The following is a 17,478-nucleotide window of genomic DNA, read 5'->3' as shown; positions in this document are numbered from 1 at the left end:
GGGAGGCGAGTCAATTCCCTTCTTGCTTCCCTCTCCAGATTCAGTCGACCTTCATGGCGTGCAGGGTTTGCAGCGCATAGACGGTGATATTGCGCTGCTGCATCGCAGCGATGCCTTCCACCGCGGCCTGCGCTGCGGCGATGGTTGTAATGGTCGGCACGCGCGCCAGCACCGCGGCGCGGCGGATGGCCTTCTCGTCGAAGAAGGTGTCCTGCCCTCGCGGCGTATTGATAATCAGCTGGATGCGATCGCCTTTGATGAGGTCGACGACATTGGGCCGTCCCTCTTTCACCTTGAAGACGCGTTCAACGCTCAGTCCGGCGCGCTCAAGCACGTTGGCCGTGCCCTCGGTGGCAACCATGTGAAAGCCGAGATGGGCAAATCGGCGGGCAAGATCGATTGCCGCAGGTTTGTCGTGATCGTTGACGGTGAAGAAGACAGTGCCGTGAGCCGGAAGAAGCTGCCCGGCGGAAAGCTGCGCCTTGGCAAAGGCTTCACCGAAGGTCGCGGCCACGCCCATTACTTCGCCGGTCGACTTCATCTCCGGCCCTAAGACGGTGTCAACGCCGGCGAACTTTGACCACGGGAACACAGGCGACTTCACATAATAGTGCGTTCCGGTTTCCAAATCCTTTTTTGAAGCCAGTTGTTCCGGCAGCAACTCGCGCAGTTTGCGCCCAGTCATGAGACGCGCGCCGATCTTGGCAAGGGGAATCCCGGTCGCCTTAGAAACGTACGGCACCGTGCGCGAAGCCCGCGGATTTACCTCAATCACGTAGACATGGTCATTCCCGTCGGCGTCGCGCTGAATGGCGAACTGCAGATTCACCAGCCCCACCACTTTGAGCGCGAGAGCAAGCTTGCGCGTGTATTGGCGAATCGTCTCCAGCGTCTCCTCGCGAATGCTCACCGAGGGAAGCACACACGACGAGTCGCCGGAGTGAATGCCTGCCTCTTCGATATGCTGCATGATGCCCGCAATGATCACATCTTCAGAGTCGCAGAGTGCATCGACATCCACCTCAACAGCATTCTCCAGAAAGTGATCCACAAGGACGGGCCGGTCCTGCGAGTACTCCACCGCCTGCTTCATGTATTCGGCCACAGCCTGTGCGTCGTAGGCAATCACCATCGCGCGCCCGCCAAGCACGTAGCTCGGACGCACGAGCACGGGGTAGCCGATGCGTTCGGCGACGACAAGCGCCTGATCGACACTGGTAGCGGTGCCGCCGGCGGGTTGCGGAATATCGAGGTCTTCGAGCAGCTTTCCGAATTGCTTTCGGTCTTCAGCCAGATCGATGGACGCGGGCGACGTGCCAATAATTGGGACGCCAGCGGCAAGGAGGCGTTGCGCGAGATTGAGTGGAGTCTGGCCGCCAAACTGCACGATCATTCCGATCTTCGCGCCCGACTGTGCCTCGTGGTTGTAGACGGCGAGGACATCCTCCAGCACCAGGGGTTCGAAGTAGAGCCGGTCGCTGGTGTCGTAGTCTGTCGAGACAGTCTCGGGATTGCAATTCACCATGATGGTTTCGTAGCCATTGTCCCTCAATGCAAACGCCGCATGGCAGCAACAGTAGTCGAACTCGATGCCCTGCCCGATGCGATTCGGTCCCGAGCCAAGGATGATGATCTTCGGCTTGTCGGTCGGCGGCGCTTCGTCTTCTTCATCGTAGGTCGAGTAGAGATAGGGCGTCATCGATTCGAATTCGGCGGCGCAGGTGTCTACCAGCTTGAAAACGGGACGAATGCCCCTGCCTTCGCGCAGTTCCCTTACCTGCTTGATGCCGTCGTGACCTTCGAGTTTCCACTCCGTAGCGATGCGCTCGTCGCTCAGCCCGAAGCGCTTCAACTTCAGAAGCTGTTCGGCGCTGATTTTCTCAGGCGTGATTTCCTTGAGCGAACCCTGGGCCAGCGTTATTTCCCGAATCTGATGCAGGAACCACGGGTCCATTCCGGTAAACCGTGCAACCTCGCGCACGCTCATGCCGCGTTCAAAGGCGAAGCGGATATAGCCAAGCCGTTCCGGCCGAGGCGTCACCAGCATCTGCGTCAGGCGCCGAGGCTCGAGCACTTCGGTGCCGGTCTTCTTGCCGGTCTCAAGTGCTCGCCAGGCCTTCATCAGCGCTTCCTTGAAGGTGCGGCCCATCGCCATCACTTCGCCGACGGACTTCATCTGCGGCCCCAGGGTGTCGTCGGCGCCGGGAAACTTCTCGAACTGCCACTTCGGGATTTTGACGACAACATAATCGATGGTCGGCTCGAAACAGGCAGGCGTCTTGCGTGTGATGTCGTTGGGAATCTCATCCAGCGTATAACCAACGGCAAGCTTCGCCGCGATCTTCGCAATTGGAAAGCCCGTAGCTTTCGACGCCAGCGCGGAAGAACGCGAGACGCGGGGATTCATTTCGATGACGGTCATGCGCCCGTTGGCCGGATTGACGGCGAACTGGACGTTGGAGCCGCCGGTCTCGACGCCGATTTCGCGCATGACGGCGATGGCCGCATCGCGCATCTTCTGATACTCGCGATCGGTGAGTGTCTGCGCGGGCGCCACGGTGATGGAGTCGCCCGTGTGCACGCCCATCGGATCGAAGTTTTCAATGGAACAGATGATGATGACGTTGTCGGCGAGGTCGCGCATTACTTCAAGCTCGTATTCCTTCCAGCCAAGAACGCTTTCCTCGATGAGGCACTCGTGCACGGGAGAGAGATCGAGACCGCGGGCAAGAATCTCCATCAGCTCTTCGCGGTTGTAGGCAATGCCGCCGCCTGAGCCGCCCAGCGTAAAGCTTGGCCGGATAAGAACCGGAAAGCCGATCTTGCTTGCGAAGTCGAGCCCGTCGCGAAGATTGTTGACCAGCGCGGACTTTGAAACGTCGAGCCCGATGCGCAACATGGCGTCTTTAAAGAGCAGCCGGTCTTCGGCTTTCTTGATAGCCTCAAGCTTGGCGCCGATCAGCTCCACGTTGTAGCGATCGAGAATGCCAGCGTCGGCCAGATCGACGGCGAGGTTCAGCGCCGTCTGTCCGCCCACGGTGGGAAGCAGCGCGAACGTGCCGGAGCCTTCGCCGAGCATTGCCGCCTCAATGCGGATAATCTCTTCGACATACTCGCGTGTCAGCGGCTCGATGTACGTGCGATCGGCCAATTCGGGATCGGTCATGATGGTGGCCGGGTTCGAATTGACGAGCACCACCTCGTAGCCCTCCTGCTTGAGGGCCTTGCAAGCCTGCGTGCCGGAGTAATCGAACTCGGCGGACTGGCCGATCACGATCGGGCCCGAGCCGATTACGAGAATCTTCTGAATGTCATTTCTGCGTGGCATTCTTTTCTTCGCTTCCCTGACCTAATGTTTGTTTCGTTGACGAATCTCCCGATCAAAATCGCGCTTGCTTGTTAACACCGACGAGCAGGCATCCTGACAGGCGCCGGGGCCCAGAATTATGTAAAGTTTCTTTCGCTCAAGGGCTGTTACGACTTCATCGGTGACAATAATGTCGCGTGCTGCGGGCGCATACTCAGTGCGCGCCACTTGAAGTGTGAACGGCCCCTTCACGTGGTCGAAGCGGAACCATCCGTCCTTATTGGTTCTTATTTGAAATGCGACTTTCCCATCGCGCGACAGCGTGACCCCTACATCTGCTGCCGGATGGCCTACTGGATTTACGACGTATCCTTCGACGTGACTCAGCCGCTCCGGTCCGGGAATATCGACCTGCGCAAAAGATGTTCGGGCAACGGCCACACACACAAGCATCCAGAATGCCGCGCTCAAAAAACAGCGGAGCCACGGCCCCGCTGGTCTTGCCGAAATCTCCGATGAAATCGCCCTTCGCTTCATCCCTTCCACTCCTCCATCATGATGCGGAAGTCGCGGAACAGGTAATGCGAGTCGTGCGGTCCCGGCGCGGCCTCAGGGTGATATTGCACGCTGAAGAGCGGCAGCGTCTTGTGCCGCAGTCCTTCGAGGGTGTTGTCGTTCAAATCAACGTGGGTCAATTCGACATCGTTGGCGTTGATTGAGTCGGGATCGACGGCGAAGTTGTGATTGTGCGCCGTAATCTCGACTTTTCCTGTCGCGTTGTTGCGCACTGGGTGATTCCCGCCATGATGTCCGAACTTCAGCTTGTAGGTTTTGCCGCCGAGCGCCAGTCCGCAGAGCTGATGCCCAAGGCAGATGCCGAACACAGGCACGCGTCCCATCATGTCGCGGATGGCCTGCACGGCGTAATCGACCGGCTCCGGGTCGCCCGGTCCGTTCGAGAGAAACACTCCGTCCGGCTTCAGCGACCTCACTTCGGCCGCCGTCGTCTGCGCCGGGACCACCGTAACGCGGCAACCTTCGCGCGCGAGCATGCGCAGAATATTCTGCTTGATGCCGAAGTCGTACGCAACGACGTGGAGCGTGGGCTTGTCTACCGCGGACGGCAACAGCGGATCATCACCCTGATAACGCGGGTCAGTTGCGTCGAAGGTGTAAGAAGCCTTTGTCGAAACCATTTTCGCGAGGTCAGTCCCATCCATCTTGCGAATTTTTCTGGTCCTTTGGACGAGAACATCGGCATCCGAGACTTCCGTCGACATCACTCCGCGCATCACGCCATGTGTGCGGAGATGCCGCACCAGCGCGCGCGTATCGATCTCTGCCAGCACCGGCACGGAATAGCGCTCCATATACTCGTCGGTCACCTGCTCGGAGCGCCAGTTGGAGCCGATCGCGGAGAATTCGCGCACAATCAGTCCCTCGATGTAGGGTCTGGCCGACTCGTTGTCTGCCTGGTTTGTACCGTAGTTGCCGATCTGGGGATTGGTAAGAACGACGATTTGACCGGCATAGGAGGGATCGGTAGCGATTTCCTGATAGCCGGTTAGGGAAGTGTTGAAGACCACTTCGCCCTGGCATTCGCCCGGGTGTCCGTAGCCCTCGCCGCGGAAGATGCGCCCGTCTTCGAGCGCAAGGATCGCCTGCATCGCCTCTCCGAGGAGTGGATTCAATCGATTTTAGCAGGTTTCGCCGTGCGGCGCCGGGGGTGGAAAACGCGACGCTATTTCACTTCGCCGACATCGCGCGCAGGCCAATAGACAAACACGGCTTTCCCGTAAATCAGGTCGCGCTCCACCACGCCGAATTCCCTGCTGTCCGATGAAATTGAGCGGTGGTCGCCCATCACGAAATAGCAATCGTCGGGAATCACCGTCGCCATATACGAGCGCGTATCGCGGTACCTCGGGGGAACGTACTTTTCGGCGAGCGCCTTGCCATTCACCCATACCTGTCCGTGATCGATGCGGAGGCTGTCGCCGGGCAGCGCAATGACTCGCTTGATGTAGCTTTTTTCCGGATCGCGCGGATAATGAAACACCACCACATCGCCGCGTTCGATGGACGAGATGTGGTAGACAAACTTGTTGATGAAGAGCCGGTCGTGATCCTCGAGCCGCGGAAGCATGCTGGTGCCTTCGACGCGCACGGGCTGATAGAGAAAGAGGATGATGAGAACCGAAACGCCGGCGGAGATCAGCAGATCGCGAAGCCACAGGCCGAGGCCCAGGCCGGCGCTCTGCGGTACGGCAACCGGTTGCGCTGGCGCTCCAGGCGTTGCAGTTGGGGAAGAAAGCTCGGTTACAGTGGGTCCTTGAATGTTTGTCGACATTTCTATTCTCTATCTCGAATTATTAAATCCTATGGAGTCTAACTGCAACCCAGGCCTCCGGGCGGGCATATCAGTTGCGGATGCCCTGGCTTCTGCATCGGCTTTGGCTGTCCCGGAGAAGGAACCATCGACGGCGCCGCCCCCGGCGTGGTTCCTTCGGCAAGATTCTCATCTTCCAGGATCAGCGGTCTCTGCAACACCATTTCGACTTGCGTGCCAGCCTCGATATTGACGTCGGCTCCCCGCGTGAAGAGCGAAACCAGGCCGACGGCTGCAAGTCCCGCGCCTAGACCCCCAAAGCTGCCGGCAAGGGGGTGCCCACCGCCGAGACCGGCAATCGAGCCGACGGTGGCGCCTGTGGGCAGAGCAATCTCCGCGGTTTTGCCGGCGTTGCGGGTCTTGTCCGTGTCCTGTTCGATCGTGCCTTCGCCGTCTTTCACTTGTTGCTTGCTGGCACCGGGCAGGCCACTGACGACTCCGGGAATCTCAACCACCGAGCCGTTGGGAAAGATGATGGAGGTGAAGTGCATGTCGAGCTGCGACCGTCCCTTCACACGGCCTGCGCGTGTCACGCGGTCGACGACGCCCTGCACAAAGACGCCGGCTGGAATCATCACCCGGTTTCCCACAACGACGGGAAACGCAGACGCCAGGTAAACACCATCGCCGGGCCTGGCGCTTTTAGAATTCAACGAACTGCGGAGCTGCAGCAGGACCTTGGTTCCGGCCGGAACCATGTACGTCTTCTTTGGTGCAGTTGTGAGATTTGCGTTGGAAGGCGCCGCGGGGGCAGCATCGGCTGCCGCGGGTTGTGAAGCGGCGGCCTGCACACTGTCGGCGGGCGCGGACGTTTGAGCCAGCGACGTTCCCACGACGCCGAATTGGATGGCCGCGGCCGATAAAAGCGTCGCTGTCAATCTCTTGCTTCCGAGACGCATTTATTCCTCCCGAGTGCTCTTATAGAGATAGACGGACCATTTCGCCGCAAAGATAGCTGACCAAACTTTTTTCCATGAGCCCTAATTCAGAGTACGCTAAATTCGTGAGCATTGGAGATGAGAACCATGGATGCCGAGAGCGCACATTCTCATTCGAGCGTCGCCGATATGCCTGAGCAATCTGAGCGTTTTGCAGGCGTTTACACGGTACTCCAGGATGCCATCGCGGGGCATGCTTTTCCGGGCTGCGCATTCGGGGTGTTTGCCGCCGGTGAACCCGTTCTTGTAGACGCTCTGGGCCGGTTCACCTACGATTCCGACGCCTCATCGGTCGAACCGCATACCGTGTTTGACGTGGCCAGCATTACGAAGGTGGTTTCGACGACGGCGACTGCCATGCTGCTCTCCCAGCGCGGGCTGCTCGACCTGGAAACGCCCCTGGGAGAACTGCTGCCCGGTTTCGTTGTTGGCCGCGAGAGCGCAAAGCTCGCACGCCGCGTCACGCTTCGTCATCTGCTGGCGCATAACTCCGGCCTGCCGGGCTACGTCGAGTTCTTCCGCGCGGCCGCCACTCCCGCGGAGCTGTATCGAGCATGCCTGGAACTCCCGGTTGAAGCGGCGCCCGGTGAGCGCAGCGAGTACTCCGATCCGGGATTCATCCTGCTGGGCAAGGCTCTGGAGGTATTGACGGGGGAGAATCTCGCGGTCTGGGCACAGAAGGAAGTATTCGATCCGCTGGGCCTCACCGCGACGCGCTTCACTCCTCCCGTTGAGCAAAGAGCGTTGATCCCGCCAACCGAAATCGACAGTATCTTCCGGCACCGGATCATCCAGGGCGAAGTGCAGGACGAGAATGCGTGGATTCTGAATGGCGCTGCCGGCCACGCAGGCCTCTTCTCCAACGTAGGTGATCTTCTTCGGTTCGCAGGTGAGATTCTGTCGGCATTCGGCTCCAGCGATCGGCGGGACCATGCACCACTGTTCGATCGCGGAACCATCGAGTGCTTCGCCGCGCGGCAAGGGCCCGAAGGCAGTTCCAGGGCTCTTGGTTGGGACACACCTTCGCAGGAGTCCTCTGCCGGGCCTTACTTTTCCCGCCATTCCATCGGCCATCTTGGATTCAGCGGCTGTTCGCTCTGGATTGACCTCGATGCCGCGGTGGCGGCAGTGCTTCTGACCAACCGCACGTGGCCCGACCGTCAGTGTCAGTTCATCAAGGAAGTTCGTCCTTCATTTCACGATGCTGTCCGATTGGGGTTGTCTGGTGTGGGGCAAGCCCTCTGATTTGTGCGATTCAATGACATTCAAGTGACATCGATCTCTCCAGAATTCTGGGTGGACTTGCCCGAATTGCAGATACAATAGATTCTGGGGACAGACTTTGATGTTAACCAGTACGACGACGCATGAAGGCGCCGGCGCTCACGGGAAAGAGGAAACCAAGGCAGACCCGGCTTCCCTCCTCCAGTACCTGACTACAGAAAGCCAAAATGAAGCATCGCAAGGCTTTGACACCAAGTCGGCGCTGGAGATAGCCCGCATCATCAACCACGAAGACGCCAAGATCGCCGCGGCCGTCAAGAAGGCTATCCCTGAAATCGCAGAGGTTATCGACCACGTTGCGCGCAGCCTGCGCGATGGTGGCCGCCTGATCTATATCGGCGCCGGGTCCAGCGGCCGCATTGCCGCTCTCGATGCCTCTGAATGTCCCCCCACCTACTCCACGGCTCCCGGACAAGTTCAATACATCATGGCCGGCGGCCCCAAGGCCCTGGCTTCCGCCGTTGAAGTGAACGAAGACTCCGAGGAACTCGGCCAGCGCGACATTGCCCGTCGGCGCCCCACCCGCAAGGACGTTGTGATCGGTGTCTCCGCATCGGGCCGCACACCATATGTAGTTGCCGCCACGGCATATGCCCGTGCGCGCGGCGCATACACGGCTGCGGTGACCTGCAACCAGGGCACGCCGGTGGCAGAAGCCGCCGATATCGCCATCGTTGCGGAGGTGGGTGCCGAAGTGATCTCCGGCTCAACCCGCATGAAGGCTGCCAGCTCGCAAAAGATGATCCTGAATATGATCACCACCGGCGCAATGACGCGGCTTGGCTACGTGTACGAGAACCTGATGGTCAACGTGCACATGCAGAACTCGAAATTGGTGGAGCGTGGCATACGCATCCTGATGAGCGCCTGCACAATCGATCGCGAAACTGCCGTGCAGACCATCAAGAGCGCCGGCCGCAGCGTTCCGGTCGCCCTGGTGATGCTGAAAGCCAAAGTCGACAAGCCTGAAGCTGTTCGCCGCCTTGCCAAATCCGACGGAAATGTGCGCCTGGCTATCGAAGACAACGTTCTGGAACTCTAATCCTCGGGCAAGCAAAAGCCCCATACACCTCGCGACCGCACACCCGCCTGAAGTAATCCCGTGGGAGTCTGCTTCCCTTGCCCGTGATGCGTGGCATCTGGATTTCGGGTACCTAGGTTGTATGCGGAGGTCGCGAAGTTGTATTTACGGTGAATGTCGAAAAGCGTGTACTGATGCGGTCAGCCAGAGGTTCTGTGGCTCGGTGTTTTTAGATCCGGATGGATTCCCCTTCTGCCACGGCCTCGAACGAATTGAACGTGAAGAGAGGTCCTGGATGAAGGCACGCATTATTTTCCACGGGATTGCGATTCTGGTTCTTCTGGCCACAGTTGCCGCGGCACAAACGTCGAGGAAACCTGCCAAACCGGCGGCCGCAGGACAATCGGCCGATCGCGAATCGAGTTCGCCGTCGGTATCAGAATTTACGCTGGGTGACAGGCAAACCACCAACCGCAAATTGGGCAGCGTGATTGTGCTTGATCGTGAAGCCGCCAGCGGTCATGCCAGGGTCCGGGAAGCCTCCAGCGGCATGGCAAGCGGACGTCGCCAGTACGAACAGGTGGTGATGGCCACCAACAAATCGCTGGGTTCCGCGCACGCCCTAGAGCCGCTTGCCGCTCCCACGCAAGCAGACAAAGCCAAGGGCGGCCAGATGCAAAACGCATCGACGAATCCGATGTAGAAAGACAACCAAAACGCGGACGACAATCCGTTCTATGAATCGAAGGACAGGCAGGCAGCCTCCAGTCCTGGCGTGGACCATGAGGTTGTCGAGTACAAGGATCCCGAAGATATGACCACCCGCTACCGTCCAGGCAACAACAAGACATCGAAGCTGAAGCCATCCGTGGGCTCCGCCACCACCCCAGCCGGCAAATAGGATCGTCGAGCCCGACCTAAATAATATGCGCCGGACCGGAAAACAACCTGGTCCGGCGTTCGGCTTTCCTGCACCCAATAAGTTCTAACCAAAGCGTTTATGCACCCTTGCACCTTCGTGGGAGACAGAGCGGCACAGGTTGTATTTACGGTGGCCTGTGCGTGCGGTGTACTAACACCAAATAGCAGGGGCGGCACGCATGGTCAGCCTCTCGTCACCGCTCGTAGTGCACAGGTCGTTCCGGGGAGAAGTTCATGAAATCACGGATTTGCTTTTATCTTGCCGCAGCAGTTGCCTTGGTTCTCTTCGTTGCCTCCCTATCCTCACACGCCACGGAGCGGCGCGATCCGCTGATCGTGCCGGAAGCGCAACAGACGCAGAGTGCCAAGACAACGCACTCCAGTCACGCGAAGCGCTCGCGAAAGAAGCCTGCGGCCCGGCACACCCAAAAGCCGAATGCATCGAGCGCGTCCGCCGACAAGAGCAGCTATCAAGGGATGACTCACTCGTTTGAGGCGAAAGACCAATCTGTCTCGGAGAGTTCATCTGGCTCTGGCAAGAGCGCGCGCACAAGCGCCGGTAAGTAGCTCTTCGGCAAAAGCAAAAAACATATCCTACATCGAGTGCGCCCGCGACTAGCGAAGTCCTGGAACGCTCCGGACGTGCGCTTTAAGGTGCTCTCGGAAAAGTAGCCCGTCGATTCGGTCGATCAGTGGCAGTCGTCGCAAAGAGCCATTGCGCGTTCCTACTTTTGCGGCTTGTCGAATGGCTGCTTGTCGGTGATGCGCGGACGATTTTCCGCCTGCAGTTGTTTGCTCACCTGCTCAACTTCGTGGAAGACGCGGAGGAGATTACCGCCCAGGATCTTGCGGCAGTCTTCTGGCGAGTAGCCTCGCTCGATCAGCGCCGCGGTGATTTTGGGAATGTCGGCGGGCGAGTCGATGCCTTCGGGGAGCTGGCCGTCGACGCCGTCGAAATCCGAGCCTAATCCCACGTGATCGACGCCGGCAACTTTGGCGATGTGGTCGATGTGGTCGATGAGATCGGAAAGCGGTGGGCGCGGAATGCGATCGGCAAACTGGCGCTGCAGCTTCTCAATCTCGTCCGATGGCGCTTCCTTCCCTTCCGCTTTGTATTTATCCTTGAGCGCCTGCACGGCTTTGTCGACTTCGGGCTGCTGGGCTTTTTGCGCGTCGCGATATTTCTGCGAGATGAAGGCAGAATAAAAGTTGACCTGCACCACGCCGCCCTTGGAACCGGGGCCGCCGGAGTTGGCGACAGCGCGGAGCATGTCGTCGGTCATATTCCGCGGTGCGTCACAGAGAGCACGAGCGGCCGAGTGCGAAGCAATGACCGGGGCGCGCGTGATGATGAGTGTGCGATAGAAAGTGTGATCGGAGACGTGGGAGATGTCGACGATCATGCCGAGTCGGTTCATCTCGTAAACGACGTCTTTGCCGAATTCGCTGAGGCCCTCTTTCGTATGAGGGACCGAAGTGTCGTTGATGTCGCCCGAGGAGTCGGCCCAGCCATTGGAGTTGGACCAGGTGAGCGTCATGTAGCGCACGCCGAGCGCGTAATACTGGCGCAGCAGCGCGAGCGAGTCTTCGATGGAGTGGCCGCCTTCAATGCCCATGAGCGCAGCGATTTTATGCTCGCGGTGCGCGAGTTCGATCCCCTCCGGTGACGTCACGAACATCATCTTGTCCTGGTGCTTCGCGACCTGCTGCTTGACGGCGTCAATCAGGATGAGCGTACGGCGCGCGAAGTGGCCCTGGTTCGGCACAGGATCTACCCAGATGGAGAAAAACTCGGCGCCGAGGTTTCCCTTCCTGGCGGATTCCAGATTCCAGTTGCCGCCGTTGAGAGGATCTGCGAGGTCGTAGTTCTCATCGACAAAACGCTGCGGCGTGTCAGCATGGGTGTCGATGACGATGGCGGAGCGTTCGACTTGTTCGGGAGAAAGTTTTGTTGTCATTTTCGAGGAAGTCTTGGGCGCGGTTTGAGCGCACAACATGGCCGGAAGTGCGACCACCAGGGAGGCAAGCAAAGCACGAGTCCGCATAGGCTTGGGTTGAGTGTACTAAGGAACGGGGATCGGGGAAAAGGGATTAGGGAACAGGGATCAGGGATTAGGGAACAGGGATTGGGGAACAGGGATGAGAGCCGGGGTTCAATACATTCAACTGTAGATTTGGCGCACTTTGGAGCCTTTATGCAACCACTTGGTAACGTGTGCGGCCTTCCGAAACGGCGGAATTCTGTTTTTCCTGAAGAGGGAGGGTGCTAGAATTCACCGCAAATCGTTATTGCACCGAAAGGGGTTAACGGAGATGCGCTCTCTTCGCCACCTGTCTGTATTGATTGCAGTTGCCGCAGTTGTGTTCGGTTCCTCGCTGCGTTTGGGAGGCCAGAGCGCGGACTTGCCGGATAGCGCTCCGATTGCCACCATTGGGGCGGGATCGACCGTTGCGGTGAATTCCGAGGTGATACTGCCTGCAAACCAGGGAACGATCTACTTCCAGAACGGCGCGATTACGACATGGGAGCAACTCGACAAGAAGGCGCCGAGCTGCCGGCTTTCGACCGTTGAGAGCCCCGTGGTACGGCGCCTGGTGCCGGGCCGGAAGATCGTCATTACGGGGACTCGGCAGAACAACGCGAGCGTCAACTTTTATGGCGACGTCCTCGAGTTTGAGGAGGACGCCACGGTAGGCGAACTGCAATGCGCGCCGGGGCACAAAGGGCCGATGTCGATCGGTGAACTGAAACAGGTATTCGGAGGGATCTTCTCGCTCATCCAGGCGCCGCCGATTGTGGGTTAAATGGCAGTTCTTAGTTCAGTTCTTAGTTCTTAGTTCAGAGTTCATTTGATGCGCAGGAGGGCCCGGCTTTGAGCCGGGTCTTCCTGCGTTTGGTCGGCTGTATTTTCGATCGTCAGAGCCGATCTCGCTACCGTTCCGAGGTGAAGGGCGAGGCGGGCAGACCTTCGCTGTTGAAGAGATTGCACTCCGGGCTGTTGGCCCACCCATAGCGGACCCGTACTGGAACGGGCACGTCGGGACTGGAGGCTACAACCGTCCCCCCATCGATCGTTGCGGTGGCGGGAGCGTAGTGGCCGTCTCTGCCGGCGACCTCAAAACCGGTGATCGCGCCACCTTTTGCCGTGAGGCCTTGAGCGTGATCGAAGTATGCGCGAATCGATCCGCCTTCGGGGGTCGCCTCGCGAAACATTGGTCCGGAATACTCGACTGCCTCGCCGTAGCTTAAGGCGCGAGCCGCTCGCGCCAGGCGCAAACCGACGTCGAGCTTGTCAGTGGGATGGACGTCGGTGGGGTTGCCGATGTCGATGGTGACGGCCATCGCGGTATTGCGCATGGCGAGTGTGCGCACCTGCTGCTCGCGCAGTTCCGCCCAGTCTTCGAGCGGCGTTGAGGTGAAGTTGGAGATCTGCACGTAGAGAAACGGAAAGTCGCCCACATCCCATTGCCGACGCCAGTCTTCAATCAGCGTGCGCATGATGCGGTCGTACGAGTGGACGCGCGCAAGGGCGCTGTTGCTCTCGCCCTGGTACCAGATGACTCCGCGAATCGGAAGCGGCGTGAGCGGCGCGATCATGCCGTTCCACAGCAGACCCGGCCCCCAACTGTTGAGCGGCGGATGCCATGGGAACTGCGGAACGGGCTTGCCCGCGGCCTTGGCTTCGGCAATCTGGCGCTGCTCGTCCTTTTCATCGGCGACAGTATCGGCTGCGGTATCGGTCATTTTGCCACGCGCGACGAAGATGGGCGCAAGCGAAGCATCTTCGCCGAGTGCTGTGAGGCGCACCCAGGATTCACCAACCGTGCCGCCCCACGTTGCATCGATGATGCCGACGCTGACATGCTCACGAGCGGCGATGTCGCGGGCAAAGTACCAGGCAACGGCGGAGAAGTCTTTCGCGGTCTCGGGAGTGGAGATGGTCCAGCCGTCGGTATCGGCGTCGGGCATAGCGTAGTCGGAGCTGCGTTTGCGGATCATCAGCAGGCGGATCTGCGGATTTGCCGCTTTGGGTAAATCCTGCGCGGCAGTGGCGGCGCGACTCAGGGGAAACTCCATATTGGACTGGCCGGATGCGACCCAGACATCGCCGACCATGATGTCGTCGAGGGTGATGGGCTGCTCAGGAGCGGCACTGGCTTCGGCGCCGGGAATTCCCTTGAAGGTGAGTTGAAACGGTCCGCCGGCGGGGCCGGGCTTGAGGTAGATGCTCCAGTGGCCGAGCGGATCTGTCTCGGTTCCGCGCGCCTCGCCGCGGAAGGAAACGGTGACAGGCTCTCCCGGGGCCGCGTTGCCCCATACATGCACGGGAAGATCACGCTGGATGACCATATGACTGGAGAGAACGCGGGGCAAAGTCACTTGTGCCGGTACAGCTACGGACGATAGCAAAAGAAACACAGGAATGACCGAAATGCTCACAGAAGCCTCACACCGTGCAGATTGACCGAAGTTCGGAGCATACCGATGCTCACTTTTTTCGGAAAGAGAACGTTAACAGAGCCAGCCGGTGTTCGCTAAAAGGCAATGCTCTGCGCGACATTCCAGCACAACCGGTGTCTAAGTAATCGGCCTGATTGGTGCGTCTGTTTGTTGCTGAGTTGGAGTTGGCGTTAATACACACGAAACAAGTCGGTTACCGACGATTGGGACAGAATCACAATCTGACACAAGCGGCTTCATTTTTCTCCGGATTGAGACATACTTGAAAGGAAGACAACCCGACCAGGAGTCAAAATGCCCTCGATGCGCGCTTCACGCACATTTGCATTTATTCTCGTGGCGCTTTCATTCCAGTTATCACTGCCGGCTCGCTCTACCGCACAGGCTGCGTTGTTAATGGAGGAGCCGTATGGCTTCTTCGGGACTGTCAACCCAACTGGACATACCGCGGTTTATTTTGCGCATATCTGCGCCGAGACACCAACGAAACTGCGCCGATGCCAACCGGGTGAGATGGGCGCAGTAATCTCCCGCTACAGCAACGTAAACGATTATGACTGGGTGGCGATTCCGCTGATCCCCTACCTGTACTCGGTGGAAGACATTTTCCAGGTACCTGAGCAGGTGGATCGCGCCATGGTGAATCGGCTACGCGATGAGTATCACGAGGCGCATCTGCTCGGCCTGGGCGAGAAAGTGCCGAAGGGTAGCTTCTGGCACGGAGGCTGGACGGAACTGGTTGGCGTGTCGTACGAAAGGCGCATGTATGCCTTCCGCTTCGATACGACCGAAGCGCAGGACGATGCATTCATTGCGCGCATGAACAGCAGGAAGAACGAGTCTAATTTTCAGTTGCTGTTTAACAACTGCTCCGGCTTTTCGCGCGGAGTGCTGAACCAGTATTTTCCGCGGAAGTTCAGGCGCAACATCTTTCCGGACGCGGGGATGACCACGCCGAAACAGATCGCCTACAAGCTGGAGCGTTACGCGCGCAAGCATCCTGAGATTCACCTGGGAATCTTTGAAATCCCGCAGATTCCTGGGTATCGCCGGATGAGCCGGTCGAACAAGAGCATTTCAGAGTCGCTGATTACGACCGCGTATGCGGTGCCGATTGCGATTGTGAATCCTTACCTCGCCGGCGGCCTGTTCGTGGATTATGTCGTGCGCGGACGTTATCACCTTATTCCGAATGACCTGGCAAAGCTGGGGCCCGACGATCTTGAAGCGTTGACATCATCCGGTACATCCACTGAGAATCGCCTGAGCGCCAGTGCCCAGGTCCACAGCGCTGCTGCTGCCGGCGACAGGGCGGAGATACCTTCCGCAGCGACAGCCAACTCCGGCCTGAAAGAAATTGTGGCCACGCATGAGTAAGACCCAGAGCCTGAAGAATCACGCTCGCCTTGACCCTTTATTTCACATATTCATTTTCGCGCTGTACCTCCTGAACCTGGTGTATGCGGGTTTCCACCTCCACCGGCAGCCGAGTCTCTCCTCGGGCTGGTACCTTGTGCTGTCACTGGCTGCAATCGTGCCGATTGTAAAGCTGCGTGCTTATCCGCTGAAGGTGCAGGACCGCGTGATACGGCTGGAGGAGCGGCTGCGGCTGCAGGCGCTGGCTCCGCCGCAATGGCACGCCCAGATTTACAAGCTCAACGAAGGCCAGTTGATTGCGCTGCGCTTTGCCTGCGACGATGAAGTGGTGGAGCTTGCCAAGCAAGCGCTTGAACACAACCTAAATCGCAAGCAGATCAAGGAGCGGATCAAGAACTGGCGAGCGGACGAGTGGCGGGTATGAAGTCGCAAACGCCGGCAAGCGTCGATCCCCAGCGTGACATCGCACCCCGAGCGGGCAAAGCGATTCGGCGTAAAATACAGTTCATGAGGTTGAGGAACGCAGCCGCCGTGATGGCCCTTGCGCTGGCGTTGCCAGTGTATGCGCAGCATGGCGCAGCGCGTGGCGGATTCTCGGGGCACGGAGGATTCGCCGGTCACGCAGGCTTTGCCGGGCACTCCGGTTTCACGGGTGCTCGCGGAATTTCGCGGTCTGCGCCTTTCTCTGGACAACGCGGTTTTGCTAGACCAGCCTTTGGGCGATTGGGCGCGCCAGCGTTTGCGGGAACGCGAGTTCCCTATCGCGGACCGGGATTCGCAGCGCGTCGACCTCTGTATCGCCCCGCCTATGGAGATCGCTCACGACGTTGGAATCCGCATCGGGACCACGATCGCAGACGCGGCTCATGGATCGCCGGTTCGTATGGCTATGGTTATCCGGGATTCGTTGGGTACCCGTACCCTTATGTGATCGATCCGGGTTTTTACAACTGGGGCGATTCCAGCGATTCAGGATATGGATCTGACAGCGCAGCAGCAGGCTACGCGGACGCAACTCCGAATGGCGGCTATGAGGCTGGGCCTGAGCCGATACAGGAGCCGAGTTATGCTCAACCACCGGTCGCAGACGCCGGGATGCCGCGGCCCGCGTATGTCGGGATGTCGACCGCTGCTCCGGAGCCGGTGCAGGCGATCGCAGTAATCTTCAAAAACGGTCGCGCTCCGGAGACAATCCAGAACTACCTGATGAACAGCAGGACGCTGACCGATCTGGACCAGCAGCATTACGAGCAGATTCCGCTGGATCAGATCGACATCGAGGGAACCGAGCAGACTAACCGCGCACGCGGACTGGCGTTCCAGGTTCCCACGGCATCGCGCGAGTGATCTGGGGTTTAGCCGCCTCAATTCGGCCGCAGAGAGACGAAAATTCAAAAAAACTCAGAGATTAAAGAGCGCGAAGGGATGCTCTTCTCCACGCCGACGCACGATGGGCAGCGCAACATTGCAGACGCGGATTCCTGATTTGGTTTCGGCGGAGAAGGTGCCTTTGTGCGCGTGTCCGTGAAGAGCCAGCACAGGCCTGTGTGCCTCAAGTACGCGCGCGAGGAGCGAACTCCCTAGAAACGCGAAGATGGGTTCGGGCTCACCGGCAATGGTTTCCTTGATGGGCGCGTAGTGAGTGATGGCAACTTTCTTTTGTGCCTGTATCTGCGCGAAACCGTAGTCAAGCTTGATGGCCTCACGCTCTGCGATCTCGACGAAGGTCTTGATTCCCTGCTACGTCTCACTGAAAGCCGCGAATCGCGGGCGCTATGA

The 17,478-nt window shown here is 59.0% G+C and carries 17 protein-coding genes; 10 read left to right on the top strand and 7 right to left on the bottom strand.

Annotation, left to right across the window (positions count from 1 at the left end; translation table 11 throughout):
• Positions 1 to 40: 40 nt before the first annotated feature.
• The 5 genes from carB to WCA10_RS12635 form a co-directional block, all read right to left on the bottom strand.
• Positions 41 to 3,328, bottom strand: a complete 3,288-nt coding sequence (gene carB, locus WCA10_RS12655; RefSeq protein WP_472822879.1) for a carbamoyl-phosphate synthase large subunit — start codon at positions 3,326 to 3,328, stop codon at positions 41 to 43.
• Positions 3,329 to 3,349: 21 nt separating this feature from the next.
• Positions 3,350 to 3,844, bottom strand: coding sequence for a carboxypeptidase-like regulatory domain-containing protein (locus WCA10_RS12650; protein ID WP_472822878.1), 495 nt, complete (start codon positions 3,842 to 3,844; stop codon positions 3,350 to 3,352).
• Positions 3,841 to 4,974 (bottom strand): glutamine-hydrolyzing carbamoyl-phosphate synthase small subunit, encoded by a 1,134-nt coding sequence (carA, locus tag WCA10_RS12645; RefSeq protein ID WP_472822877.1) that lies wholly within the window; start codon positions 4,972 to 4,974, stop codon positions 3,841 to 3,843. The genes WCA10_RS12650 and carA overlap by 4 nt, the downstream gene beginning before the upstream one ends.
• 74 nt (positions 4,975 to 5,048) lie before the next feature.
• The gene (gene lepB, locus WCA10_RS12640; protein ID WP_472822876.1) at positions 5,049 to 5,657 is read right to left on the bottom strand and encodes a signal peptidase I; all 609 of its coding nucleotides are present in this window, start codon (positions 5,655 to 5,657) and stop codon (positions 5,049 to 5,051) included.
• Positions 5,658 to 5,695: 38 nt separating this feature from the next.
• Positions 5,696 to 6,595, bottom strand: a complete 900-nt coding sequence (locus WCA10_RS12635; protein ID WP_472822875.1) for a TraB/TrbI/VirB10 family type IV secretion system protein — start codon at positions 6,593 to 6,595, stop codon at positions 5,696 to 5,698.
• 117 nt (positions 6,596 to 6,712) lie between these two features.
• On the opposite strand from WCA10_RS12635, the gene WCA10_RS12630 reads away from it, so the two are divergent.
• From WCA10_RS12630 to WCA10_RS12610, 5 genes are all read left to right on the top strand, one after another.
• A complete protein-coding gene (locus tag WCA10_RS12630; protein ID WP_472822874.1) occupies positions 6,713 to 7,879 on the top strand; it encodes a serine hydrolase domain-containing protein in 1,167 nt (388 codons plus the stop codon).
• A gap of 100 nt (positions 7,880 to 7,979) precedes the next feature.
• Complete coding sequence (murQ, locus tag WCA10_RS12625; RefSeq protein ID WP_472822873.1) at positions 7,980 to 8,960, top strand: N-acetylmuramic acid 6-phosphate etherase; 981 nt, start codon at positions 7,980 to 7,982, stop codon at positions 8,958 to 8,960.
• Positions 8,961 to 9,234: 274 nt separating this feature from the next.
• Positions 9,235 to 9,642: a hypothetical protein gene (locus tag WCA10_RS12620; protein ID WP_472822872.1), complete on the top strand. Its 408-nt coding sequence runs from the start codon at positions 9,235 to 9,237 to the stop codon at positions 9,640 to 9,642.
• A gap of 72 nt (positions 9,643 to 9,714) precedes the next feature.
• Positions 9,715 to 9,840, top strand: a complete 126-nt coding sequence (locus WCA10_RS12615; protein WP_472822871.1) for a hypothetical protein — start codon at positions 9,715 to 9,717, stop codon at positions 9,838 to 9,840.
• A 254-nt stretch (positions 9,841 to 10,094) separates the two neighbouring features.
• Positions 10,095 to 10,427: a hypothetical protein gene (locus WCA10_RS12610; protein WP_472822870.1), complete on the top strand. Its 333-nt coding sequence runs from the start codon at positions 10,095 to 10,097 to the stop codon at positions 10,425 to 10,427.
• Positions 10,428 to 10,585: 158 nt separating this feature from the next.
• Here WCA10_RS12610 and WCA10_RS12605 read toward each other — a convergent pair whose 3' ends face one another.
• Entirely contained in the window at positions 10,586 to 11,818 is a 1,233-nt protein-coding gene (locus WCA10_RS12605; RefSeq protein ID WP_472822869.1) for a dipeptidase, read from the bottom strand.
• Between the two features lie 355 nt (positions 11,819 to 12,173).
• Between WCA10_RS12605 and WCA10_RS12600 the strand changes: the two genes are divergently transcribed.
• The gene (locus tag WCA10_RS12600) at positions 12,174 to 12,665 is read left to right on the top strand and encodes a hypothetical protein (RefSeq protein WP_472822868.1); all 492 of its coding nucleotides are present in this window, start codon (positions 12,174 to 12,176) and stop codon (positions 12,663 to 12,665) included.
• 127 nt (positions 12,666 to 12,792) lie between these two features.
• Here the strand turns inward: WCA10_RS12600 and WCA10_RS12595 are convergent, their stop codons facing one another.
• On the bottom strand, positions 12,793 to 14,301 hold the full coding sequence (locus WCA10_RS12595) for a sialate O-acetylesterase (RefSeq protein WP_472822867.1): 1,509 nt from the start codon (positions 14,299 to 14,301) through the stop codon (positions 12,793 to 12,795).
• 315 nt (positions 14,302 to 14,616) lie between these two features.
• Here WCA10_RS12595 and WCA10_RS12590 point away from each other — a divergent pair, with 315 nt between their 5' ends.
• The 4 genes from WCA10_RS12590 to WCA10_RS12575 all read left to right on the top strand — a co-directional run bounded on the left by WCA10_RS12590 (position 14,617) and on the right by WCA10_RS12575 (position 17,478).
• Complete coding sequence (locus WCA10_RS12590; RefSeq protein WP_472822866.1) at positions 14,617 to 15,699, top strand: hypothetical protein; 1,083 nt, start codon at positions 14,617 to 14,619, stop codon at positions 15,697 to 15,699.
• Entirely contained in the window at positions 15,692 to 16,123 is a 432-nt protein-coding gene (locus tag WCA10_RS12585; RefSeq protein ID WP_472822865.1) for a DUF6526 family protein, read from the top strand. The genes WCA10_RS12590 and WCA10_RS12585 overlap by 8 nt, the downstream gene beginning before the upstream one ends.
• 83 nt (positions 16,124 to 16,206) lie before the next feature.
• Positions 16,207 to 17,046, top strand: coding sequence for a hypothetical protein (locus WCA10_RS12580; protein WP_472822864.1), 840 nt, complete (start codon positions 16,207 to 16,209; stop codon positions 17,044 to 17,046).
• Between the two features lie 291 nt (positions 17,047 to 17,337).
• A complete protein-coding gene (locus WCA10_RS12575) occupies positions 17,338 to 17,478 on the top strand; it encodes a hypothetical protein (RefSeq protein WP_472822863.1) in 141 nt (46 codons plus the stop codon).

This window comes from Occallatibacter sp., from assembly GCF_049582745.1.
GTDB lineage: Bacteria > Acidobacteriota > Terriglobia > Terriglobales > Acidobacteriaceae > Telmatobacter.
Note: the sequence above shows the minus strand (reverse complement) of the source record. Positions and strands in the feature narration are given on the sequence as shown.

Coding starts and splice junctions, on each gene's coding strand:
- carB (WP_472822879.1), bottom strand. CDS start 3,328: ATGCCACGCAGAAATGACATTCAGAAGATTCTCGTAATCGGCTCGGGC.
- WCA10_RS12650 (WP_472822878.1), bottom strand. CDS start 3,844: ATGAAGCGAAGGGCGATTTCATCGGAGATTTCGGCAAGACCAGCGGGG.
- carA (WP_472822877.1), bottom strand. CDS start 4,974: ATGCAGGCGATCCTTGCGCTCGAAGACGGGCGCATCTTCCGCGGCGAG.
- lepB (WP_472822876.1), bottom strand. CDS start 5,657: ATGTCGACAAACATTCAAGGACCCACTGTAACCGAGCTTTCTTCCCCA.
- WCA10_RS12635 (WP_472822875.1), bottom strand. CDS start 6,595: ATGCGTCTCGGAAGCAAGAGATTGACAGCGACGCTTTTATCGGCCGCG.
- WCA10_RS12630 (WP_472822874.1), top strand. CDS start 6,713: ATGAGAACCATGGATGCCGAGAGCGCACATTCTCATTCGAGCGTCGCC.
- murQ (WP_472822873.1), top strand. CDS start 7,980: ATGTTAACCAGTACGACGACGCATGAAGGCGCCGGCGCTCACGGGAAA.
- WCA10_RS12620 (WP_472822872.1), top strand. CDS start 9,235: ATGAAGGCACGCATTATTTTCCACGGGATTGCGATTCTGGTTCTTCTG.
- WCA10_RS12610 (WP_472822870.1), top strand. CDS start 10,095: ATGAAATCACGGATTTGCTTTTATCTTGCCGCAGCAGTTGCCTTGGTT.
- WCA10_RS12605 (WP_472822869.1), bottom strand. CDS start 11,818: ATGACAACAAAACTTTCTCCCGAACAAGTCGAACGCTCCGCCATCGTC.
- WCA10_RS12600 (WP_472822868.1), top strand. CDS start 12,174: ATGCGCTCTCTTCGCCACCTGTCTGTATTGATTGCAGTTGCCGCAGTT.
- WCA10_RS12590 (WP_472822866.1), top strand. CDS start 14,617: ATGCCCTCGATGCGCGCTTCACGCACATTTGCATTTATTCTCGTGGCG.
- WCA10_RS12585 (WP_472822865.1), top strand. CDS start 15,692: ATGAGTAAGACCCAGAGCCTGAAGAATCACGCTCGCCTTGACCCTTTA.
- WCA10_RS12580 (WP_472822864.1), top strand. CDS start 16,207: ATGAGGTTGAGGAACGCAGCCGCCGTGATGGCCCTTGCGCTGGCGTTG.